The sequence below is a fragment of the Flectobacillus roseus genome (genome assembly GCF_030056595.1).
Classification (GTDB): Bacteria; Bacteroidota; Bacteroidia; order Cytophagales; family Spirosomataceae; genus Flectobacillus; species Flectobacillus roseus.
Genome location: NZ_JASHIF010000025.1, coordinates 55,911 through 80,368, shown reverse-complemented (window position 1 = coordinate 80,368; position 24,458 = coordinate 55,911). Strand labels below are relative to the sequence as shown.

General features: G+C 37.7%; 19 protein-coding genes. 3 read left to right on the top strand and 16 right to left on the bottom strand.

The features are described from left to right. Positions 1-40 precede the first annotated feature (40 nt). Positions 41-1,423: an efflux RND transporter periplasmic adaptor subunit gene (locus QM524_RS22845; protein ID WP_283346388.1), complete on the top strand. Its 1,383-nt coding sequence runs from the start codon at positions 41-43 to the stop codon at positions 1,421-1,423. 123 nt (positions 1,424-1,546) lie between these two features. Here the strand turns inward: QM524_RS22845 and QM524_RS22840 are convergent, their stop codons facing one another. The 9 genes from QM524_RS22840 to QM524_RS22800 all read right to left on the bottom strand — a co-directional run bounded on the left by QM524_RS22840 (position 1,547) and on the right by QM524_RS22800 (position 12,324). Beyond that, positions 1,547-2,041 carry a T9SS type A sorting domain-containing protein gene (locus tag QM524_RS22840; RefSeq protein ID WP_283346387.1) on the bottom strand — a complete coding sequence of 165 codons (495 nt, stop codon included), beginning with the start codon at positions 2,039-2,041 and terminating at the stop codon, positions 1,547-1,549. Positions 2,042-2,077: 36 nt separating this feature from the next. Continuing rightward, the gene (locus QM524_RS22835; protein WP_166577330.1) at positions 2,078-3,475 is read right to left on the bottom strand and encodes a coiled-coil domain-containing protein; all 1,398 of its coding nucleotides are present in this window, start codon (positions 3,473-3,475) and stop codon (positions 2,078-2,080) included. A gap of 307 nt (positions 3,476-3,782) precedes the next feature. Beyond that, positions 3,783-4,961, bottom strand: a complete 1,179-nt coding sequence (locus QM524_RS22830) for a glycosyltransferase (protein WP_283346386.1) — start codon at positions 4,959-4,961, stop codon at positions 3,783-3,785. A gap of 41 nt (positions 4,962-5,002) precedes the next feature. Continuing rightward, positions 5,003-5,917 (bottom strand): glycosyltransferase family 2 protein, encoded by a 915-nt coding sequence (locus QM524_RS22825; RefSeq protein WP_283346385.1) that lies wholly within the window; start codon positions 5,915-5,917, stop codon positions 5,003-5,005. A gap of 70 nt (positions 5,918-5,987) precedes the next feature. Continuing rightward, positions 5,988-7,160, bottom strand: coding sequence for an O-antigen polymerase (locus QM524_RS22820; protein WP_283346384.1), 1,173 nt, complete (start codon positions 7,158-7,160; stop codon positions 5,988-5,990). Between the two features lie 27 nt (positions 7,161-7,187). Beyond that, entirely contained in the window at positions 7,188-8,471 is a 1,284-nt protein-coding gene (locus QM524_RS22815; RefSeq protein WP_283346383.1) for an oligosaccharide flippase family protein, read from the bottom strand. A 311-nt stretch (positions 8,472-8,782) separates the two neighbouring features. Then, positions 8,783-10,048: a nucleotide sugar dehydrogenase gene (locus QM524_RS22810; protein ID WP_388046864.1), complete on the bottom strand. Its 1,266-nt coding sequence runs from the start codon at positions 10,046-10,048 to the stop codon at positions 8,783-8,785. Between the two features lie 59 nt (positions 10,049-10,107). Continuing rightward, positions 10,108-11,343 (bottom strand): nucleoside recognition domain-containing protein, encoded by a 1,236-nt coding sequence (locus QM524_RS22805; protein WP_283346381.1) that lies wholly within the window; start codon positions 11,341-11,343, stop codon positions 10,108-10,110. Positions 11,344-11,595: 252 nt separating this feature from the next. Beyond that, positions 11,596-12,324 (bottom strand): phosphatase PAP2-related protein, encoded by a 729-nt coding sequence (locus tag QM524_RS22800; protein WP_176464358.1) that lies wholly within the window; start codon positions 12,322-12,324, stop codon positions 11,596-11,598. Positions 12,325-12,477: 153 nt separating this feature from the next. On the opposite strand from QM524_RS22800, the gene msrA reads away from it, so the two are divergent. Next, positions 12,478-13,140 carry a peptide-methionine (S)-S-oxide reductase MsrA gene (gene msrA, locus QM524_RS22795; RefSeq protein WP_166577323.1) on the top strand — a complete coding sequence of 221 codons (663 nt, stop codon included), beginning with the start codon at positions 12,478-12,480 and terminating at the stop codon, positions 13,138-13,140. 225 nt (positions 13,141-13,365) lie between these two features. Here msrA and QM524_RS22790 read toward each other — a convergent pair whose 3' ends face one another. The 5 genes from QM524_RS22790 to QM524_RS22770 all read right to left on the bottom strand — a co-directional run bounded on the left by QM524_RS22790 (position 13,366) and on the right by QM524_RS22770 (position 20,697). Continuing rightward, the gene (locus QM524_RS22790) at positions 13,366-13,998 is read right to left on the bottom strand and encodes an LON peptidase substrate-binding domain-containing protein (RefSeq protein WP_283346380.1); all 633 of its coding nucleotides are present in this window, start codon (positions 13,996-13,998) and stop codon (positions 13,366-13,368) included. Positions 13,999-14,387: 389 nt separating this feature from the next. Then, complete coding sequence (locus QM524_RS22785; protein WP_229362745.1) at positions 14,388-14,867, bottom strand: gliding motility lipoprotein GldH; 480 nt, start codon at positions 14,865-14,867, stop codon at positions 14,388-14,390. Between the two features lie 138 nt (positions 14,868-15,005). Next, complete coding sequence (locus tag QM524_RS22780; protein ID WP_283346379.1) at positions 15,006-16,574, bottom strand: PSP1 domain-containing protein; 1,569 nt, start codon at positions 16,572-16,574, stop codon at positions 15,006-15,008. Between the two features lie 190 nt (positions 16,575-16,764). Next, positions 16,765-18,048, bottom strand: a complete 1,284-nt coding sequence (purD, locus tag QM524_RS22775; protein ID WP_095161239.1) for a phosphoribosylamine--glycine ligase — start codon at positions 18,046-18,048, stop codon at positions 16,765-16,767. A 294-nt stretch (positions 18,049-18,342) separates the two neighbouring features. Continuing rightward, complete coding sequence (locus tag QM524_RS22770; RefSeq protein WP_095161238.1) at positions 18,343-20,697, bottom strand: RecQ family ATP-dependent DNA helicase; 2,355 nt, start codon at positions 20,695-20,697, stop codon at positions 18,343-18,345. Between the two features lie 127 nt (positions 20,698-20,824). On the opposite strand from QM524_RS22770, the gene QM524_RS22765 reads away from it, so the two are divergent. Beyond that, on the top strand, positions 20,825-21,793 hold the full coding sequence (locus QM524_RS22765) for a KpsF/GutQ family sugar-phosphate isomerase (protein WP_166549926.1): 969 nt from the start codon (positions 20,825-20,827) through the stop codon (positions 21,791-21,793). A 299-nt stretch (positions 21,794-22,092) separates the two neighbouring features. Here the strand turns inward: QM524_RS22765 and QM524_RS22760 are convergent, their stop codons facing one another. Together QM524_RS22760 and crtD are read right to left on the bottom strand one after the other, a co-directional pair. Continuing rightward, positions 22,093-22,566: a DUF4293 domain-containing protein gene (locus QM524_RS22760; RefSeq protein ID WP_283346378.1), complete on the bottom strand. Its 474-nt coding sequence runs from the start codon at positions 22,564-22,566 to the stop codon at positions 22,093-22,095. A gap of 95 nt (positions 22,567-22,661) precedes the next feature. Continuing rightward, positions 22,662-24,134, bottom strand: a complete 1,473-nt coding sequence (crtD, locus tag QM524_RS22755; RefSeq protein WP_283346377.1) for a 1-hydroxycarotenoid 3,4-desaturase CrtD — start codon at positions 24,132-24,134, stop codon at positions 22,662-22,664. Positions 24,135-24,458 lie beyond the last annotated feature (324 nt).

Genomic DNA, 24,458 nt, shown 5'->3' with positions numbered 1-24,458 from the left:
TCAAAAACCTTAACATCAATCTTTCAAAACTTTATATACAATGAAAAACAAATCCAATAGAATCTGGGTCATTTTAGCCGTTGTCGCAGTCGTAGTGGTAGGTGGGTTGATTTTAGCGAAAAAGAATGGTTGGATCGGAAAAGAAGAAGCAACAGAAGTAGAACTTTCAAAAGCTAAACGTGCAGACATTATAGAGCGTGTTTCTGCTTCAGGTAAAGTACAACCCGAAATCGAGGTAAAACTCTCTCCAGATGTTTCTGGTGAAGTTGTAGGTCTTTATGTAAGTGAAGGCGACTCGGTTGTTGCAGGTCAATTATTGTTAAAAATCCGTCCTGATAACTACGAATCATTATTGGCTCGTGCCGAAGCACAGGTAAATTCAGCAAAAGCTTCATTAGAGCAGTCAAAAGCTATTCAATCTCAATCGGAGGCTCGTTTGTTGAAAGCAAAAACTGATTTTGATCGTAACAAAAAGTTACATGACGATAAAGTAATATCTGATTCAGATTACGAACAATTTAGTTCTCAATACGCTGTAGCAAAACAAGATTTGGAATCAGCAAAAGCAAACGTTCAAGCTGCATCATTTAACGTAAGAAGTTCGGAAGCAGCTTTGAAAGAAGCTCGTACCAACTTGACTAAAACAACAATTTATGCACCACAGAGTGGTACTATCTCAAAATTGAACGTAGAGCTTGGCGAAAGAGTTGTAGGAACATCACAAATGGCTGGTACTGAGTTGCTTCGTATTGCCAACTTGAATAAAATGGAAGTTCGCGTGAATGTGAACGAAAATGATATTACCCGTGTTAGTCTTAATGATACGGTAATCATCGACGTGGATTCTTACAGTGCTTCAGGGCGTAAATTTAAAGGTATTGTTTACGAAGTGGCTAGCTCTGCTAATGGTTTGGCAACTTCTTCAGCAGCAGCTTCAGTATCTAACGACGCTGTCACTGAATTTGAAGTAAAAATTAGAGTGCTTCGTAGTTCTTATGCTGATCTTATCAAAGGCAAACGCTCTTATCCTTTAAAACCAGGGATGACTGCTTCGGTAGAGATTATTACCGACCGTAAAAATGGCGTATTATCAGTGCCTTTGGCTGCAGTTACAACACGTGACCCTAAAGCTGCTGATAAAGAGAAAAAATCAGAAGAAGAAAGCAATAATTCAGAAGAACCAAAGGTTATTAAAAAAGAAAAACTCAAAGAAGTAGTGTTTGTTTTGACCAAAGACAATCATGCTAAATTGAAAGAAGTTACCACTGGTATCTCCGATTTTGATAATATCGAAATTTTAAGTGGATTAACTGAAGGAGAACAAATCATTTCAGGTCCTTATGTGACAGTTTCTAAGAAATTGAAAGATGGCGAATTAGTGAAGAAAAAAGAAGCTAATAAGGACAACAAAGAGAAGAAGTAAAAGATAGAGGCGCAAATCTCAAGAAATGATTTTTAAAAATGAACTAAGATTATTATTAGATAAATTTAGTTTGGTTTAGGGTTTATGGAAAAGCCATCTCAGATTGTCGGAGATGGCTTTTTTTTATGGCTTTATTACTTTAAAAGTTGTTATGCCTTGCGACGTCCGAAGATGTAGCAAATACATTCCTGATGTCCAATCTTGAGTATTTAACATTAATCGATATTCACCTGCTTCTTTATATTCTTGTTGGAGGAGTTGAGTAATTGACTCGCCCGAAACATTACTCACTGAAAGCGATACCAATGTGGATTGTGGTAATTTGACCTGAACAATAGCTTCGTCTTGTACAGGATTGGGCGAAACAGTCAAAGACACACTTGTAATGGATTCTTTTAAAGGAAAATGCTGAATTTTGGCACTAAAGCCATTCTTCCCTTTTGCCTTAAATCCTGATTGCAAAACTACAGCCTTTGAGGCCCGATAATGCGTCGGAACAGTAGTTGCTTTACTAGACTTTATATAATCCGATTGTACTTCTTGCGTTGAAGTATTTTGTGCGATTCCACTCAAAGAGATAGCAGTCGAAAAAAAGAAAAGATAGTAAAATTTATTCATGATTTTACGTTTAAGAAAACCTTACAACAAAGTGTTTTAGCGTTTTTTAGACTGTGATGACGTCCGCTTTTGTCTCTTTTTCAAGGACTCTATTTCTTGCTTCATTTGTTGATTTTCTTTTTTCAACTCAATCATATACAAGGTCAATTCTTCTATTTTCTCTAAAAGTTTGGTATCTGTTTGATGCAAATCATTGCCAGAAATGACCATTTCTGCTGCTGAAGGGATATTCGGTAGATGTTGGTGTTTTTTGATATAATCTTCTACTTTTTGTAATGGCATTAATTGATGTTTTTTCGAAAAAACATGGTCAGCCCAATCTTCGGTATTTTTCAAAGCTACCTTTACTTGTTCAGTCAAAATCCCCTCTGACACATACAAATTATAGCCTTCAGGCAAAGAATTAATTCCTTCTCCAATCACCACTCCTCTATTATTGTTATTTTTCAAAAATCCCGATTCGTTACTGGTCCAAAGGGTATTTGTAACGCTATTGGTATTCAATTTGACCTCTGAAGCGCTATTGGCAGTGGTTGTCATTTGAAATGTAACAAGGTTCCCTGCGTCATCAGCAAAAAGTTGTCGCAGACCGTTGACTGTATTACGGGTCGGAATATTTCTCAATTGCAAAACATTGGCATTATTACCTGCGCCAACAACCACCAGTTTTGCGCCATTAGTAACGGGGTCATTTGTACCGATACCAACGCTAGCGTTATTGCCTAATACAATCGAGTTTGAAATAGCCAATTCAGTATTTGCACCAATAGCGGTGGCGTTAGTAATATTACTTGCGCTCGAAGCTACGCCTGTCAATGCGCCAATAAATGTATTAAAGTCGCCCGACATAAGTTTGCTTCCAGAGTTAAACCCAACAAAGGTATTTTGCGAACCAGACACATTATCTTGTCCCGTCAAAGTACCCAAGCCCGTATTATTATTGCCAGTGATGGTATTGATACCACTTGCCGTACCGATATAAGCATTGCCGTTTGCCAAAGAACGACGCCCAGCGTTGACACCAATGAAGGTATTAGAGTATCCCACAGCATTGGACAGTCCCGCGGCAGTTCCCAGAAACATATTGTTATTGCCTGTCGTATTCGAATACCCCGCCGATTCGCCGATAAAAGTATTGGCGAAACCAGATGCATTCAGAAACCCAGCCGTTTTTCCGATGAAGATATTATTTGACCCTTGGTTATTAAAGCCTGCGCCATCGCCTAACAAAACATTGGCGATACCTGCAATACTCAGGATAGGCTTCCCTCCGATTTTGTAGGCACTATCCGACATGATATTAATGCTCCCACCTGCAATATCTAGGGGGTTATTAATAGTCAAGCTTTGACCATAAGGAGCGGTTATGGTCTGCGAAAATGTGCTGAAAGTGATACCAAGTATCACCAATAATAGAGAGTAGTAGCGTTTCATTTTTACTTAGGACAAATAAAAGAGGATAACCTTTATTAAAGACTATTCTCCAAGTTAAAACTGTTCAATAGACTATGTCAAACAAATCCTGTACTAAAGAGTAATCGGGCAGTTTGATTCATCAAATTAAAGGGTGGTTAGTATATTGAAGGGTATTTTAAGATACAAGGGCATGAAATAAATGACTTACCCAGCAAGGTATTAGCAGTTAGTTAATATTCTTTTTAACAATCTTCTTGCCAAAAATGAAACAAGTGTCTTGTGATGAATGAGTTACCGATTGAATATAATGAAATTAGCATATTCTTTAATGAAACTGAAATTTTGATGACTCACAAAAACTAGTTTTATAAACAGCGATAGAATCATTAATAAAGTTTTCTCTAGAATAACTACTTCTGTTTGACAAAGCTTGAGATTTTAAGGCTTGGTAAAGTTGGGTATTCTTTTCTAATAACTCAATCGATTGAATGATATGCGTTATTTCCTGATCGTTATCTTGAGATGGAGGCACAAGTACGCCATTATGCAAATGCTCGATGACTTCATTGTTTCCTCGACTATCCGAAGCAATTACAGGTACGCCCATCGCCAAAGCTTCTAGCACACATACAGGAATGCCTTCTTTTTTACTCGGAAAAACAAAATAGTTAGAAATAGACAAATATTCTTCCACCTTGGAAGTAAACCCTGTTATCGTAATATCTGGATGCTGTTCGATAAATGTCCACTGTGAAGCACTAAGCCCACTCGAATGTACTGGATCGAGACCACCTATCAACAATAGCTTAAATTGCTGTGGATAACTTTGTGCCAGTTGTAGAAAAGTCTTTACGACAATATGAAAGCCTTTGAATGCGACAAATCGTCCTGTAAAAGCAATGACTTTTTGTTCTTGAATCCCCAATGCTTGACGTAAAGTTGCTCGAGTATTTTCTGAAAAATTAGTTGGATTAAACTTTTCTAAGTTACAGCCCAACCCAAGACTTTGATGCTTATAAACTTTGTTTTTATAAACCTTTTGGACAATATCCACATCGGGTTGGTTGAGCAAAAAGATTTTATCAAGTTTTTGAAAACAATGATTTTCCAAAAAATAAAAAAGCCCTTTTTTCCAACCAGAGCTACTATTAAGCCCCAATCCATGAAATGTACCCCAATAAGGAATACCCATTTTTCGAAAAAGAATCGTAGGAAATATACCCGTAGTAAAATGTGCGTGTACCAAATCAGGCTTGATGTCTGCCACCAAGCGCCGTATCTGCCAAGCTACCTGTAATTCGTGTTTGAGACGAAGACTTCGTGGAATACCTAAATAATGAAAATGGATATTGAGGTGATGGAAAGAATAAAGATTGGGTATATCTATGGTTTTTTCAGCCGAGCAAATAATATGTAGCTCGATGTCTGGAAAATGTTCGAATATGGATAAGGATAATTCCGATAGAAAAATATTAAAACTCCCTTCATCGGAAATAATAAACATAAATTTCATAAACTTTACTAGGCAAAATGATGGCTCAAAAACTAGGAAGACAACCTAGACTTACCCACTCGATTGACGATACCATCGTACCAGCCACAAAGAATGTACTTGAGATATTTTCTTTTTTGTGGAACTAAGGCTATATAAACAACCACTCTAGATACGGTATAGAAGAGTTCTCGGACTTTATATTGCCAATGAATATGTGGTTGTTTAAGCATTAATATCGAATTGCGAGCCAAATAATATCTTCTTAAAGGGCTATGTATCGAAATTTCTCTCCCTAAAACCTTCAGACGGTCGTCGCCTACCTGATGCCACATAATAGCTGTAGGAATAGCAAACAGTTCGAATCCTTTATTACAAGCCCGAAAACTCCACTCAATATCGATATAGTCAATAAAGAAATCTTCGTTCATGAATCCTATTGTCTCAAAAGTCTTACGATCAATCAAGCAACCAGAGGAAATGAGAAAAGAAGCAGAAATAGGTTTGGCATCCTTGTTTTGGGGATAATTATGAATGAGTCGAAATCCCTGAAAAACTGAAATGGGGTAATTGCGTAAAGTGCGTGGGTCGCGATAAATAGGCCCAACTGCACCAAGATTATGACCATCGATTGTCAGCATTTGCCATGCCTCTAGTAATTGCTGAACCATTTGCGCTTCAGGCAAACTATCGTGGTCGAATAAGATAACCCCACCTATTTCTGGTTTTTCTAAAGCAAATACTATTCCTTTATTTTGGGCAAAGCCTATTCCATGGTTATCTGCTAGCGAAATAAGGGTAGTTTGTGGGTAATTGACCAATAATTTTTCAATTTCTTCGACATTATGACTTCCATTATCTACCACAACAATACTGTCTACCTGCGGGCCAAGCCTTTCCAGTAACTGTTGGATGTTGGTAATCAATGGGTGGTAAGTGACAATTACTGCCGCAATTTGACCAGTCATAAATAGGAATATTGAATTGTGAATTGAATTTATTTAGCCAGAGAAATTTATTGTTTTCTAAATCAAAAAATCACTTGGTATCAAACCATTTTATCTCTACTTTTTTCAAAAAAAACATTACCAAGACAATGTAAAACCAATTGGTTAGCCATCTGAAATATTGCTCCTCGATTGGTTGCATTAATAAAGCATACATCAAAAAGCCTAGGAGATAGCAGGAAGTTATATGAAACCTTTTTGCTCGAAAATAAAGCAGATTATAGACAAAACCCAGTAACAAAGGAATAACAAATACCCCAACCATACCAAAATCCATATAATAGGGTTTGAGATACGAATAGGTATTAGTGGGTAAAGGCGTGCTAATCCATTCTGAAATAACTGGTGCCACAGGAATATTGAAGCCCAAACGCCCTATCCAGAGCCATACTACTCGAAAAGTATTATAACCCAACAGCGGAACTGGGTCGATACTTGCCAAACTCAAGGCAGGCAGCGATGCCACAGAATAGGTCAACAACATAGGAACGATAGATTCCCACGAAAAATCAGAGGCTCTTCCTATCGTAATAAGAACAATGAAGCCCATAAGCATAAGCCCCCCCACTATGGCTTGTCCTACCAAAATTTTATTTTTCCATAGTAAATCATAAGCCAGCGGAATCACAAAAAAAATCAATTGCCCTCGTGAGCCTAGTAGGTATGTATAAATCAAAAACACTGCTAATAGGATACCATTGCGCCAAGAAAAAGAGGTATTAGTCAGTAACAAAACCAAATAAACGGAACTCAAGGTTTGAATTAATCCATAAAGTCCAAAACGTTTACCATCATTTTCGACCAAGGTATTCCGCAATTCTTGTATATCTCCCCACGAAAACTGCCCTACTTCCTTCACCACCATCGGAAGGGTGAACCCTAAAGAAAGTAATACAATGGGATAAAATAGAGAAAGATTTTTTACGAAAAGGGCATTGTCATAAAGGGGCTCAGGAATAGCTATTTCAGGTAATACTTTTTCGTATAATCCCCAACAAATCAATCCTCCCAGTGAAAACCCCAGACAACTCAGCCCTATGAAGGGAGCAATATCATCGAGATTGACAGCAAAATAAGCTTGATTATGCCAAAAAATAAGATAGTACATCAACCATAATCCTGTTTGGATTACGATAGGATTTAGCAGGCTTCTGTAAAGTAGACTGTTTCCTATCAATAATATCAAAAGTAACGTTAATGTCATGATTTGAGACTTTGGTTGGTCGGTCGGTTAGCTAACGTACCGTCTAAAAAAGTATTTTTTTGCTTTCAGAATTACTAAAACACTTATCATACTTTCGGTAACTAATAGCGCTAAGGCAGTCCCAAGTACCGAGAAATAAGGAATCAGCAAAACGTTTAACAAGATACATACCAAAGCGCCCCAAGATAAAATCTTCGTGCTACTTTTTCCATGGTCTGAGATAAGCAATAGCTGATAAAAAGGGATATTGACACATACAATTACTGGGATAAACGCCATATATCTAAGTAGTTGGACAAATAAGCTTTTTTGCGAAAAATCTAATTTCACCAAAGTACTTATCAGTGGTGCTCCCAGCCAGCACCCCAAACATCCTAGTCCGATCAAAATACAGAAAGGAAAAAATAGTTTTCGCAAAAATGATTGCATAGCCTCATATCCTTGTGTGATAATATGGCAAAGTTGCGTATAAATAGCTTGCGAAAACATGACTAATACTTGACGAAGTAAAAGCGCTATTTTTTCGGCTATGCTATAGACTCCAAGCATTTGTTCGTTGACAAACCACCCCAACAAGATAATTCCAGAGTGCATATACAGACTTACTGAAAAATGGGAGGTAAAATAGAAAAAACCTTCTTTGAGTTGCCTTGGAATCCCTTTCAGCCATTGTTTCTGGAATACCAACTGATATTTTTTTGACAAATAGATATTGGCAATGACTCCAATCAAAACGTTGCTACCGCCTAATATCATATTTACCCAAATGGCTTCGCTAGCGCCTTTTACCCAAAAATAAATCAAGCAAACACTAAGGATTTTTGAGCAAAAATTGGCGTAAGTAGCCCAAGGCATTTTTTCAACGCCTTGAAAAAACCAAATAGGCAATAGCGCCTGACCTACGACCATCAGATAACTACCAAGAATCAGTTTAGTGTTGTGAGTAAAGGCAGGATGTAGAGGAATAATCACGAGTAAAATACCAAAACCTAAAATAAGAAGGATTATTTTGGACAAACTCACTTCATAAAATAGTTGGCTTAAATCTTCCTGTTGACGGTGCTTTTCGCTCAAGGTTTTTACTGCTGAAAGACTAAAGCCATAGTCCACCCAAACATAAAAATACAACATGGTACTTTGTGCCAAAGCCACAATACCATATTGAGCCAATCCGATGCGTTGAAGCAGAAGAGGAATTAACAAAAGAGGGATTAATAGGTTGGTAGCTTGTAAAAATGCCAACGCCACGAAGTTGTGAATAACACCTCGGTATTCATGAAAGGTATTTCGAATCGTAGCAAACAACTTCATCGTTAGAGAATATATATCAGAAGCCTAGAATAAAATAATTTAGTGATTTGTGATTGAGTGATTGAGTGCATGAGTGATTATTTTAATATTTGTATGCTAGAAGTAGAGACGAAATGCCCTGCGTCTAAAACCAAGTATCAAAAAAAGCGGTCGAGAAAACAATTTTCGACCGCTTTTTTTAGAGAATAGCCCTAATTTAAAAATTAAGAATGACTCATATTTATAGCTATTGAAGACGCAAAGTATTGCGTCTCTACTGATTTTTATCAAAATCAATCACTAAATTACCATTCACCAATTCACTCAATACCCTACAGTCTCGCATCAGAGAATGATTTATCCCAGAAAGATTTAATATCATAAATCACGGCGTCTTCACCTTTGAGTGCTTCAATATCTAAACTTGCGAACTCATTATGCGATACGCATAGCAAAATACCTTCGTAGTCAGTACCCAACTGGTCGAGCAACTGAATGCCGTATTCCTCCGCAACTTCGTGTTTGTCGGCCCAAGGGTCATATACATCCACATCAATTCCGAACTCTTTTAATTCGTTATACACATCAATCACACGAGAGTTACGAATATCTGGGCAGTTTTCCTTAAAAGTAACACCTAAAATCAAAACTTTACAACCATCGATTTTATGTCCTTTTTTAATCAACAGTTTCACCAGTTTATTGGCTACAAAAATCCCCATGTTATCATTGACACGACGACCCGAAAGAATCACCTGAGGATAATACCCCAAACTTTCGGACTTGTGAAGTAAATAATAAGGGTCTACGCCAATACAGTGACCACCTACCAAACCCGGTTTGAATTTGAGGAAGTTCCATTTTGTCCCTGCTGCCTCTAATACTTCGGTAGTATCAATGCCCATTTTATCAAAAATCAAAGCCAATTCATTCACAAACGAGATATTGACATCACGCTGAGCATTTTCAATCGCCTTTGATGCCTCTGCTACTTTGATAGAAGTCGCCAAATACGTACCTGCTGTAATAATTGAGCCATACAAACTATCCACAAATTGTGCCACTTCAGGCGTTGAGCCAGAAGTAACCTTTTTGATTTTGGTCAAAGTATTTACCTTATCACCAGGGTTGATACGTTCTGGAGAATAGCCACAGAAGAAGTCTTGGTTGAAAACTAAACCACTTTCTTTTTCCAAAATTGGTACACAATCCTCTTCTGTACAACCTGGGTATACTGTTGATTCATAAATCACCACATCGCCTTTACGGAGAACCTTTCCTACGGTTTTGCTGGCCGCGATCAAAGGAATCAAATCAGGTTTTTTGAAACGATCTATCGGCGTAGGTACGGTTACGATAAACACATTGCAGTCAACCAGATCATTGATATTGGCTGAAAAACTAAGTTGTGTAGAAGACTGTAAATTTTCGGTCTCTACTTCCTGTGTGCGGTCATAACCTTTTGAAAGTTCATCGATACGACTTTGATTAATATCAAAACCTATCACTGGAAATTTTTTCCCGAACTCAACAGCCAATGGAAGCCCTACATATCCAAGACCGATTATTGCTATTTTACTTGTACTTAAGTCCAATATTTTGAGATAATTTTATGGAAAATCAAAAACCGAAAATCAAAGGTAATCAATTTATTTTTTTAGTGGAAAAACAAATAACTCACCAGAATCGCTGTGATAATACCAGCTAAATCTGCTGTTAAGCCTGCCCAAAGCGTATAGCGTGTTTCCTTGATATTGACCGAACCGAAGTACAAAGCGATCACATAAAAAATCGTATCTGCCGAACCTTGGAATACACATGCCAATCTACCCGCAAAAGAATCTGCACCAAAGGTTTTCATGGTATCGATCATCATGGCTCTTGAGCCACCTCCACTCAATGGGTGCATCAGAGCTGTTGGAAGCGCATCTGTAAAGTCGGTATTGATATTGGTCAGTGCAAATAAGTATTTCATCCCATCAACAATCCAAGTCAAAGCTCCTGAGTTACGCAATGCCCCAATCGCTACCAACATGGCTACTAAATAAGGAATAATACGAACAGAAGTCTCAAAACCACCTTTTGCACCTTCGATAAAAGCGTCAAAAATGTCAACTTTTTTACGCAATGCACCAAGTAAAAACGAAATGATTAAGCCAAACAAAATCATATTACTCGACACCTTCGAAAAGATTTCGATTTGTTCTTTCGGAATACTTGATAAATACCAAAGCAATAACCCAATAGCAGCCGTAATACCTCCCAGCCATGTGATGATAACTCTGTCTAAGAGATTTATTTTTTGCTTGAAAGAGACAAATAAAAGTCCCGTCACCGTAGCAACATAAGTAGCAATCAAGCATGGAATAAAAATATCAGAGGCGTCTTTGGCACCATAAATCGCCCGCTGAGCCATAATACTTAACGGAATCAAAACGGGGCCTGCACTGTGCAATACCATAAACATAATCTGGGCATTGGAAGCTACCGTTTTGCTAGGATTTAGTTCTTGTAAACTTTGCATTGCTTTTAGCCCAAAAGGCGTAGCAGCATTGTCAAGCCCTAACATATTGGCAGAGAAGTTCATAATCATTTGTCCACTTGCTGGGTGGTTTTTAGGAACTTCAGGAAAAAGACGATTAAAAAATGGTCCGACAATACGAGCCAAAAAGTTGATGGCACCAGCTTTTTCACCAATATTTAGCAAACCCATAAAGAATGTCATTACCCCAGCTAACGGAAGTGCAATGTTCATGACCGAAGTTTCGGCTGAGTCGAACATACCATCGACAATCAGTTTAAAAATTTCGGTGTCGCCTAAGAAAATCAACTTGAGCAAAGCCACAATAAAGGCAATCAAAAAAAATGCAATCCAGAGGTAATTAAGAGCCATTCTATCAGATTGGGATTTATATATTTATTGAAAAGTATTCATGCAATATTTGGCTTTCGGCAGTCGGCTATGAGCTTACGGCTAGTCATTAAAAACTCCATTCACAATTCACTACTAGTCATGTACAAAGAATTTCTAACAATTGTAGATTGGGGATTTCGGAAATAAACTAAACTTCCGAAATCCAACATCCGATATCCGAAATAAACAGTTAACCTTTTGTACAGTTCTCATTCAGCATTCACAATTAAGTTATGGGTACATGACTGCTGCATGACGAAATACTGTCAAAAGTAAAGCAAACAAAGTCAGCATTACCGCCGAAAATGGAATCCAATGCCACTTCTTGATTACTTTAGCCAATTCATACGAAGCAACGGTAAATGCAAATGCAGCAATCACATCGGCCGTATAATGTACATGTTGTAAAAGTAGGAAAAAAGCGATTAAAATACAGGTGATACCAGCCAAGATTTTAGCTATACGCCCTTCAATGATAATCCAAATGAGCACCATTGTAGCGGTATGTCCCGAAAAGAATAAATCTTTGGTTACAGGCGAAGCTGTACCGTACACCGCTGCTTCGGCAAAAGGGTCTGCCAGATTGATTAATCCAGCGGGTGCATCAAGCGGTACCAAAGTGATGGTTACCATACGAAAAATCGTTACGCAAACGTAAGTAATAGCATAAAGTAAAAACACTTCAGCCTTTTTTAGACTTTGTATTAATGAGAAAATCAAAATACTGTACAATACCGTAAATATAGGTACAGATACGTCCATTGAAGGCAAGGCATTCAACACTAAATCCTCGAGAGCGACTCCTGGTCGTTTTTGGATATGGTTCAAGTAACTCGGAAACTGTGTAGCTCCGATAATTAAAATTCCCAAGGTTAAAATTATCTTTACACTAAAATCAACTGTTTGAAAACCTGCTTTCCAGCTTTTCGCAAGCGCTTGAAAGTAGGTAAGTTTTTTCATTTCTTGAGATGTTGTTTTGGGTTTTTGCGTTAACAAATCGTTATCCATAAATAATGAGAAGATTATCGAGTCGTTGTTGAGTTTTGTCGGAAAGAAGACAAAACATCTTTAAAAAGATTGCAAACTTACATCAAGTTTTAAATGTTATCAATTATGAAAAGAAAAATTAGTGCCATTGTTCTTGGAATATTAACATTAGTAGTAAATATTTCATGTGCTCAAAAACCTGAAAATCAGAAAAATACTAAAATGGAGAACAAAGAAAAAGATAAACCGAGTGGCAAAACGGAAATAGCAACTTTCGGTGCTGGGTGCTTTTGGTGTGTCGAAGCCGTGTTCCAAAACCTCGAAGGTGTCGAAAAAGTTGTGTCTGGCTATTCTGGAGGCTCAGTTCCAAACCCTACCTACCGTGCCGTTTGTACTGGTACTACTGGACACGCCGAAGTTTGTCAGATTACCTATGACCCTCAAAAAATTACTTTTGAAGAGCTTTTAGAGGTTTTCTGGAAAACTCATGACCCAACTACCCTAAACCGCCAAGGAGCCGACGAAGGTACACAGTATCGTTCGGTAGTGTTTTACCATAACGCCGAACAAAAGCAGTTGGCAGAATACTGGAAAGAAAAACTTAACGCCGAGCACGTTTTTCCAAATCCTATAGTAACGGAAATCAGTGCCTTTTCGACATTTTATCCAGCTGAAAATTATCACCAAGATTACTTTAATCAAAATGGCTATGAACCCTATTGCCAAATTGTGATTAAGCCAAAACTAGACAAGTTTAAAAAGGCTTTCAAAGATAAATTGAAGCATTAATATGAGTCATACTGAATTTTAAGATTGGGGTTATCCTCCAAGTTTTCATCAAAAAAGCGGTCGGGAAATATTTTCCGACCGCTTTTTGATGCTCCCATACTGAATTTTACTCAGTATAAGACGCAATTATTGCGTCTCTACCACGAGAATACAAATTTTAACATAATCACTCATTCGCTAAATCACTAAATTCGGGATGACTCACGCTTCATCCCGTGAATTTTCCTAAAAATTCAGTGGGTCTAAGTTCTTAAAATGCCCATTCATGCGAATACGCTCTTTGGTTCTTTCCAATTCTTGTAAGACTGGCAAGACCTTTTCCAAATGTTTTGAGATATAAGCCTGTCTTTCGGCTTCTGTTGGCATTTTGAGCAACTCATATTCTTTCTCTATCGATAAACCTATTTTGTGGGCTATTTGGAAAGAATAGGGCTGTGGTTTTTGAATATTAAATTTATTGTCTTCTCCAAGAAGCGCGTAAAGATCATTTATTTGCTCCAATAATTGTGGTAAAACAGGTGGTGTAATTTCTGGGTCTTTTAGAACTTCTACTTCACCTCCTGCATACAACTTCCCTGCTACAGGATTCTGAAAATCTAAAATTCTGAATACTCTAACACCTTGTGTTTTGATATCCATCCTACCATCATCATATGCTTTATAAACGGATGTAATCTTTACTTCTGTCCCAAAACCTTGCATTTTACCATCAATAAAGGCAGGTATTCCAAAGGTTGAGTTTTGTTGAATAGTATCTTTTATCAACTGACGATAGCGAGGTTCAAAAATATGAAGATTGAGGTCTTCCAAAGGAAAAACCACTAAATTGAGCGGAAACAGTGGTAAAAACTTTTGCATGTGATTAGTATCTGCTTAAAACCAATGGGTATGTACGGTTGGCGATTAGCAGTAGGCATTAGGCTAAATTCTCAGAAAACCATAGAAACATTTTACCGAGTGCCCATAGCCAACTGCCGAAAGCCCAATAATGCAATTTTATTTTGCCTTATTATTTTTGTAATTGTACAAACTTAAATTAGATAATTGTGGATATGAAGTTAGTACTGTACGAAGGATTATAAAACCATTTATTTCGGATATCGGATGTTGGATTTCGGAAGTGTAAGCTTCTATATTTTGTAAAAAATAAAGGTATTTCACTTTATTTCCGAAATCAAAAATCCCAAATCAGCAATAGTTTGGAATCCTTCGTACAGTTCTGATTCACAACTTATAATTCAGCCTTATTACTTAATGCCTGCTTTTTCGATGGTAAAACCTACGCTGACAATGTCAGCAAGGGGATTTTGGCGCATATATTGTTTTACCTGAATTTTATACTTTCCTTTTTTGGGAAAAGAGAAACCTTTAAACGCCAAAATTTTATGATCATACACATCGCCTAAGCCTTCTCCTAGCTTTTTACCTGTACTTGGATCAAAAAGTACTAATTCATCCAATTTTTGATGAATTACTTTTCCTTTATCATCAGATAAATAATGCGTCAAATAAAGGTTATAGTAGGGATATGAACGATTGTTACGAACATTGTAAAACACATTATAGGTCATTGTTGTGTCATCGACGTTGAATTCGAATTCGGGGGTATCTTTAATAAACCATTTGGCGTCGGCAATGTTGTAATTATCTTTCAAAATAGTATTTGAATCACAAGCTGACATGGCCGTTGCCAATAAAATACTTCCAATAAAAATTTTCGATTTCAAACTTTTGAGGAACATAAGAGTACGATGGATTAAAAAAAGGAGTTGGATTTGAAATGTTTCATTTCTCGCCCAAACTCCTTTTTTATTTATATAATGAGTTCACCTTCTATTTTGTGAAAATGGGTATTACTCTTTCAACTAGCTTTGAGAAGGTTTATTGTTATCATTCTTGCCATTTTTGTGTTGATGTGGCGGACGATTATGATTTCCTTTCCCATTTTTATTAGCTCCTTGAGGATTGTTTTGCTGAGGCTTATGAACCTGTTTTGCTTGCTGTCCTCCTTGTTGTGGATTATTAGGGTTATTCCCTTGATTTGGGTTAACCTTAGGAGCATTAGCATTGTTGGGCTGCTGTGGCTGAGCCTTTGCCTGAGGGTTTTTATGATGATTAGCTTGATGCTTATTATGATTATTACCCTTTTGGTTATTGTGTTGAGGTTGTTGCTGCGGCTTTTTATCCACAACTACAGCTTTCTCTTTTTTGTCAGAAACATCCACACGAGGGTCTTTTCTCTCATGCTTATGTTCTCTGCGTTCAGATTTAACCTCTTGGTGTTTATCGTTTTGTTTAGCTTTATTATGAGGCTTTTTCTTATTGTTGCTGTATTTCTTGTCCATTTTGTCCAAGTCAGCATTCAATCCAGAACTTGCCTTATCTAAATCTAAAGAAGCTGGTGTGCTCTCCATTACGTCTAAAGATTGAGGTTGAATGCCTTTTTCATTTAGCTCAACAACTTCTCTCACTTTATCGACAGTCACAGGAATCCAGTTACTTTCTTCGCCACGATACCCAAACCACATGACACGTTTGAAGATGTCTGTTTTTTGTAAAAGCGCTTCGCCTTTCAAAGTTTGTAGAGGCTTCTCGATAGTCGGAATATCTTTGAGGGCATCCATGTAAGTCTCAAGCTCATAGTTGAGACAACATTTCAGACGACCACATTGTCCCGATAATTTCACAGGATTCAATGAAAGATTTTGATAACGAGCAGCCGAAGTAGTTACGTTTTTGAAGTCCGTTAACCACGTCGAACAACAAAGTTCGCGACCGCAAACGCCAATTCCTCCCACACGAGCAGCTTCTTGACGCAAAGAGATTTGCTTCATTTCTACTCTGACTTTGAACTCGCTTGCCAAAATTTTGATAAGCTCACGAAAGTCTACACGGTCGTCGGACGAGTAATAGAATATCGCTTTGGTATTATCCGATTGGAACTCAACATCAGACAACTTCATATCTAATTTAAGTTCTTTGATAATCTCGCGAGTACGATACATCGTTGGCAAGTCACGAGCGATGGCTTGCTCATGTTTTTCCAAGTCTTTATCGTTGGCTTTGCGATAAACTACACGAACATTTTCATCATCTTTGATACTTTTTTTCAACATTTGAAGGCGAACTAATTCACCTTGAAGCGAAACAAAGCCAAGATGATGCCCGTTTGGCACATCTACAATTACAGGGTCGCCAGCGTATAATTCGATTTGATTGACATTTCGAAAATATTCTTTACGACCACCCTTAAATTTTACCTCGATGATATTAAACTTACTAAATGCGGGCACTTCCATATTCGACAACCAGTCAAATACGTTCATTTTATTACACCCACCTGTACTACAAGCACCGTTGTTTTTACAGCCACTTACAGCACCATTGTTATTACGAGTACCACAACTACCTGTGGAACATGATTTGCATCCCATATATCTTCAAAAGTGAACGAGATAATGAGGATAAGTAAGGTTTGACTTTGGAATATATTTCCTGAAATCTTTTTTACTATGGCTCAAAACTCAGTGAAACACTGATCTCTTTTGGACTAAGTGAAATTCAAGTTTTTCAGCCTTAGACTGTCTTATGTTCTTCCTTAACTCCATCAAAGAGGTTCAGCGACTAACTATACCTGAGCACGTCCAAACCAATATCGCGACGATAATACTTACCTTCAAATGAGATAGTACTAGCCGCTTTTTGTGATTTTTGGATAGCTCTTTCTAATGTATTAGACATTCCAGTCAGAGCCATTACTCTACCACCATTTGTCACTACAAGGTTTCCATCAAGTTTGGTACCAGCATGGAAAATTGAGGCATCTTCTACGTTTTCGTAACCTACAATTACATCACCTTTGTTATAGTCACCCGGATAGCCTCCTGCCACAACTACGGTAGTTACGGCGTGTTGTTTGCTTACAGAAAACTCTGCTTGCCCCAATTCGCCTTTAGCGGTTGCTATCATAAGAGTTAATAAATCTGACTCGATTCGTGGTAGAACAACCTCTGTTTCTGGGTCGCCCATACGTGCGTTGTATTCAATCACGATAGGTTCTCCTTCGTGATTCATCAAACCGATGAAGATAAAACCATTATACTTGATACCTTCTGCCTGTAAACCAGTTAGTGTAGGTTTAACGATATTTTCTTCAACAGATTGCATAAATTTTTCGGTAGCAAAAGGCACTGGCGAAACAGCTCCCATACCACCTGTATTCAAACCTGTATCTGCTTCGCCGATACGTTTGTAATCTTTTGCTTCAGGAAGAATTTTGTATGATTCTCCATCAGTAAGGACAAATACCGAAAGTTCGATACCCGTCAAAAACTCTTCAATTACCACTTTACTACTAGCATCGCCAAATTTGGCGTCAACAAGCATTTCAGAAAGTGATGTTTGAGCTTCTTCTAATGTTTGGGCAATAATAACTCCTTTACCTGCTGCTAGTCCATCAGCTTTTAATACGATAGGAAGCTTTTGGGTAGCCAAATATGCTAAACCATCCTCTAGTGTATCTTTCGTAAAAGTTTGTGATTTTGCAGTAGGGATACCATATTTTACCATAAAGTTTTTCGAAAAATCTTTCGAACCTTCTAGCATTGCCCCTTTCGAGTCTGGTCCTACCATCAAAACATGTTGTAAATCTGGGCGACTTTGGAAATAGTCACGAACACCTCTTACAAGTGGTTCTTCAGGGCCAACAATTACTAGTTCGATTTGATTTTCTAATACTTGCTCTGCGATTTTTTCAAAATCATTGAAGCCAACAGCCAAGTTTGTAGCAATAGCAGCTGTGCCAGCATTACCTGGAGCTACGAATAATTTTTCGCAAAGGGGGCTTTGAGCGATTTTCCAAGCAAATGCGTGTTCACGTCCGCCCGAGCCTAAAATTAGTATGTTCATTGAATTGGTTAATCTAAAATAAACAGCCTTTAAATAAGACTATTTGTTTGAAATTGAATTGAGTACAAAGGGATAGCAAAATTAACGCACAAAGAGGCATTTATGAAATCCTAGCTCAGCATTTTTAACAAAACTATCAGAATCTTATTAATTGGAAGATTTTGAAGATGTGTTTGAAGTCATAAATTGCCAACAAATATTATCGACTTTTTATTCCTTAAACCTATAGTTTGTTTATTTAAAATGCTTGAACAAGGTTTTCTTAATACCTCTTTGTTTTATTTTTTTGATAATCTAGTTGGCAAGTTCGCTCAAGAATTTAATTCTCATTAAGCGTAATTCCTCCTCTGTAATATCATCAATTCCACATTTATCTAATGCTACTGCAATATTATCGGTTTCGGCATGCAAGAAATAGTCATAGATTTCGTCTTGCTTGTCTGGCTCCACTACTTGATTGATATAATAATCCAAGTTGAGTTTTGTTCCCGAATAACAGATATGCTCGATTTCTTCGATGAGGTCTTCCATTGCCAATTCTTTTTGTTCGGCAATAATGTCCAAATCTACTTTGCGGTCTACCTGCTGGATAATATGAATTTTGATTTTTGACTTATTAACTGTCGATTTTACGACTACCTCAGTAGCAGTTTCTATTTCGTTATCCTCTACGTACTTTTTGATTAAGTCAATAAACGGACGACCAAATTTCACTACTTTACCCATACCCACACCGTTGATTTGAGCCATATCCTCTTTGGTAGTAGGATACGTTGTGGCCATTTCTTCGAGAGAAGGATCTTGGAAAATTACGTAAGGAGGCAAATTTTTGTCTTTCGCAATTTTCTTTCTAAGGTTTTTCAACAATTCGAACAATGCAGCATCGTACGAACCGCCGCCACCAGCCAATGATTCTTTTTCGTCTTCTTCCTCAATATGTTCGTTTTCGTAGTCGTGATCTTTCGAAAGCGTTAATGGGAAAGAATCCTTCAAGAAAGCATGACCTTTTTCAGATACTTTCAAGATACCGTAGTTTTCAATATCTTTTTCTAAGTATCCTAAAACAGTGATTTGACGAATAACCGACAACCATTGTTCTACAGGTTCTTGTTGCTGTGCTTTTTTCTTAGTTGTTTTTGGCGCTTTTTTAGCTTTAGGTTTCGGAATCGGATTTCCATCCTCATCTTCCTCATCTGAGTATTCTACTTCTTCGTCTTCCTCATCTTCCTCGTCCTCATCGTCGTCGGCTTGAAGTTTGAAGTAGCTTTTCCCTTTTCCAAAAATATCTAATTTATGATGCTCGTAGCTTGTAACGTATTGGTTTTTGTGACCAAGCAATACATCTGCCAAGTGCTGGGCGTCAAAACGCTCACCTGTCATAATAGCTGCTTGTAATGCCAAAACTACCTCCTGTTCTACTTTGAACTTTGGTGTTGGTTTTTTACAATTGTCACAATAGCCACAATCTTTTTCAACATGCTCTCCAAAATAGTGAAGCAACTGACGACGACGGCAAACTCCTAGCGTAGAGTAAGATACCATCTCGTTCAATAACATGCGGGCATTGTCGCGCTCATTGATGGTTTTGTCTTTGTTAAACTTATCCAGTTTGTTGATGTCCTCTTTTGCATAGAACATGATACAAATACCTTCCAAACCATCGCGACCTGCACGACCTGTTTCTTGGTAGTATCCTTCTAATGATTTTGGCGCATCGTAGTGGATTACAAAACGAACATCTGGCTTATCGATACCCATACCAAAGGCAATCGTAGCAACCATTACTTCAGCCTCCTCGTTCAAGAAAGCCTCTTGGTTGGCCATACGAATATCGCTATCCAAGCCTGCATGATAAGGAAGCGCTTTGATACCGTTTACATTCAATACCTCGGCTACTTCTTCAACTTTCTTGCGACTCAGACAGTAGATAATCCCTGCCTTACCGTGATTCACCTTGATGAATTTGATAATCTGCTTATCAATATCATCACGCTTAGCACGGATTTCGTAATACAAATTTTTGCGGTTGAAAGAAGACTTAAACAAAGTAGCATCATCCATATTCAGGTTTTTCTGAATATCCTGTTGCACCTTTGGTGTTGCAGTTGCGGTGAGCGCAATAATTGGCAAAGTACTATCTAAGCTTTCGACAATACTGCGAATTCGGCGATATTCTGGGCGGAAATCGTGTCCCCATTCGGAGATACAGTGCGCTTCGTCGATGGCCACAAAAGAAATTTTTGCTTGTTTCAAGAAAGCAAGGTTATCTTCTTTGGTCAAAGACTCAGGAGCAATGTACAACAATTTCACTTGACCACTGATTACATCATTTTTTACTTTCGTCATCTCGGCTTTATTGAGCGACGAGTTCAAAAACTGCGCATTGATACCAAAAGCGTTCATCTGATCCACTTGGTTTTTCATCAATGCAATCAATGGCGAAATAACAATAGCAGTCCCCTCAGTGGCTATGGCTGGTAATTGATAACACAATGACTTGCCTGCCCCTGTTGGCATGATTACGAAAGTATTTTTTCCTGCTAAAGTATTCTTAATGATATCTTCCTGCTCGCCACGAAACTGGCTGTAACCGAAGGTTTCTTTGAGTTTTTCCTTCAACAAGTCGGTGGTCTCTTGACTAACACTCATTGTCTTCAAACTTATTTGAGGTTATGAATAAAATTGATATTTGGTGGTTGTGAGACTGTACTTATATAATAGTTTATCTTTGCACTAAAATTAATACAAAACCAGTCATTAAAAACCGTTTCTAAAATTGAAATTAGTAAAAAATATTCAATCAACAGCAAAAAAAGTTTTGCAGGAAGAAGCCGAAGCGATACAAAAAATTATTGATAAAATTGATTCAGATTTTGAATCATGTGTAAATCACTTACTTAACAGTCGTGGTCGCTTTGTGATTACAGGTATTGGAAAATCTGCAATCATTGCTCAAAAAATCGTTGCAACACTTAATTCGACAGGTACGCCAGCTTTGTTTATGCACGCTGCCGACGCTATTCATGGCGACCTTGGTATGATTCAAGATGGAGATACCGTAATGTGTATTTCTAAATCTGGAGATACGCCTGAAATTAAGGTACTTGTGCCCTTAATTAAGCGTACAGGGGTGAAACTCATTGCGATGGTTTCAAATCCTCAATCGTATTTAGGGAAAAACGCTGATTTTATTTTGCATGCATTAGCCGAAAGAGAAGCTGACTTACTTAATCTGGCACCAACAACTAGTACAACGGTAGCACTTGCGCTTGGCGATGCATTGGCGGTATGTCTATTGGAATGCCGTGGCTTTAGTAGTACCGATTTTGCTAAATACCATCCTGGTGGTGCTTTAGGCAAAAAATTGTATTTGAAAGTAAGTGATATTTACCCAAATCATGAATTGCCGATTGTTCAATACAATACATCTATCAAAGATGCTATTGTCGAAATCAGTTCGAAACGTTTGGGGGCAACTGCCGTTGTGAATGCAGACGGTACTTTGGCGGGTATTATTACTGATGGTGACGTTCGTAGAATGTTGAATAAGTACGAGGTTTTGACAGGTTTGGAAGCGAAAGATATTATGACCGCTAACCCAAAAACAATAGAACCTGATGCTTACGCTACAGAAGCTCTTCAAGTTATGCAAGAGAAAAATATTACTTCTTTAGTAGTACTAGAAAATCAAAAACCTATCGGTTTTGTTCACTTACATGATTTGTTGAAGGAAGGACTAGTTTAGATTTTGATAGGGATCAGGCAACAGGCACAAGGCAAAGAGTTGATGTAGATTTTTTTTGTTATCTTCTTCGAAATAGATCTGAGTCATCCCAAACTTTGAAATTAGACTTATCGTCAAATCATTTATCAAAAAGGCGGTCGAAAATTGTTTTTCGACCGCCTTTTTGATACTGCTATGCTTTTCGGTTTAAGACGTACGGTATTGCGTCTCTACTGACAATCAATAGACAGGATTTATTGGATTCCTGAGTACATATTTTAAAAACTCAGCACTCTACACTCTAAACTCCTCACTCAAATCTATCTCATTCTATCTGCTGAACGCACTAGCATTTCGTCGCGACGGATTAGACGATTGGCAATCATATTTGCCAATAAAGCAAATACGCCAGCGTAAAAACCTAAAGCATAGTTACCTTGGTTTTCTGGTTCGAAAAGTGGAATACCTTCCTTGAAAACATTGAAAAAACTAGCGCCTAATACACCCGCCAAAACTGCCGAATTTAAGGCTCCTAAAGACATTTGCAATACTCTTTTCTTGTATTGAGAAATAGAAAATGCTGCAATAAGAGCTGCTAGTCCAGCCAAAATTGCAATATAAATCGTGCTTGAGCTTACAGTGGTAGTACCTTGTGCATGCTCCAAAGCTTTGGCTGTCAATACGACTTTTTGATTGAGTGCAGCACTACTTTTTTCCCAAATTGGGCTACTAATTACAACTCCCATGGCAATTACTACTAATGCCAATAAAAGACTTTGTGTACGTTGAATCATTTTGTTATAGCTAAATCTTGTTTTTCGAAAACCCATAGGTTTCGTTTTGATTCGGCAAAGTTCCGAAACTTTAATTAAGTAAGCAAGTAGGTATTTCAAAGTTCCTTTGCCATGATTTTGGCTGAAGATAAGGCCAGAGGAATTCCTCCGCCAGGGTGTACGCTTCCGCCTACAAAATATAATTCTTTGATGTTTTTTGAAAAATTCGCATGCCTCAAAAACGCCGCATATTTATTGTTAGAAGAATTTCCATACAAAGCTCCCTGTGCCGATGATGTTTTCAGCTCAATACTCCTTGGATCTAGGATAGACTCCGTTTCAATTAAAGATGCTAAGTCACAAGATAATATTCTAGATACTTTATCGATGACTTGCTGGCGCAGGTCTTGAATCAATTTATCCCAATCTTGTCCTTCGTTGGCTGGTGCATTGATAAGTACAAACCAGTTTTCGCAACCTTCTGGTGCATCGTCTGGCTTGTGTTTGGAACTAATGTTGATATATACTGTTGGGTCCTTGAAAATCTTTTTATCCTCAAACATCACTCGAAACTCCTCCCGATAATCATCACTAAATAGGATATTATGAAGCCCTAATTCGGGAAAAGCCTTCTTTACTCCCCAATAAAAAATTACACCTGAGCTAGATTTGGGTTGATTTAAGAGTTTATCAGGATGAGGAGATTGGGGTAATAATTTGCGATAGGTATGGGTAACATCCATATTAGAAACCACCTTATCGAAGAAGAGCTCTTGCTCTCCCCTATCCTGAGATACAACTCGAATACCTATTATTTGCTGATTTTGAGTAAGAATTTCCTTTACGCGGTATTGAAAATGGAATTTTACTCCGATTGATTTTGCCAAATCGACAAGTACATTGGTAATATCGACCATTCCTTTTTTGGGAAAAAAAGCACCCACATTATATTCCAAATGTGGAATAATATTCAATGTCGCAGGGGTTTGATAGGGGTCTGAACCATTGTAAGTGGCGTATCTATTAAAAAGTTGCACCAATTTGGGATGTTGAAAATACCTTTCGTTGGCATGATTCATCGTTCCAAAAATGCCAAGTTTAGGAAGGTTTAAGTATCCTCGTAAGGCCTTTTTCGAAGTCCATGTGGATAACTTGTGTAAAGAATCTTGCAGGAACAACCCGTCCAAGACTTCATATTTGAATGCACTATCTTTTAAAAACTCTTCTACTTTCGTTGCCGAAATACCCAGAACCTTTTCCACTTCTTGTGCAAATTTGGGAGGTTCAGCGTATGCATTTAGTCGAGTTCCATCTTCCCAGAAATAGTGACAAATCGTAGATAGTCGCTCATATTCAAAAAAATCAGACGCTTTTTGCCCTACTAACTGGAATAGTTCTTCCACCAAATGTGGCAAGGTAAACAAAGAGGGTCCTGCATCAAATCGGTAGCCATTTTGCTCAAAACTACTGAGTTTTCCGCCTGCATATTCGTTCGCTTCAAACACTTCTACGGCATATCCTTTGTGTGCCAATCGAATAGCCGAAGCGATTCCTGCTATACCTGCTCCTATAATTGCGACTTTTTTCATTCTTTTTTTGTTAGGATTTTCTCTTCAAATATCTATTTCAATCCTCTTATGAAACTACAGATTGGAGGGAATGTTTGAGCATTATACGTCTGTAGTATTTTTCTTAAATATGATTTTTTTTCATAAAAAATAAAAAGACAATACGGCGGAACCTACAAATACTTGCGAGAAGGCTCTTCTTTCTTGGCATTTTTTTACAAATCCTAAAGAAAGTTACAGATTCCACTCAAATAGATTTTAAATTCTTTTGGGTGACACCCCACAAATTCTGTAATTTTGCGAATTATTTAGCTCGGACAGGTATGTCCATATTTTTTCATAAAT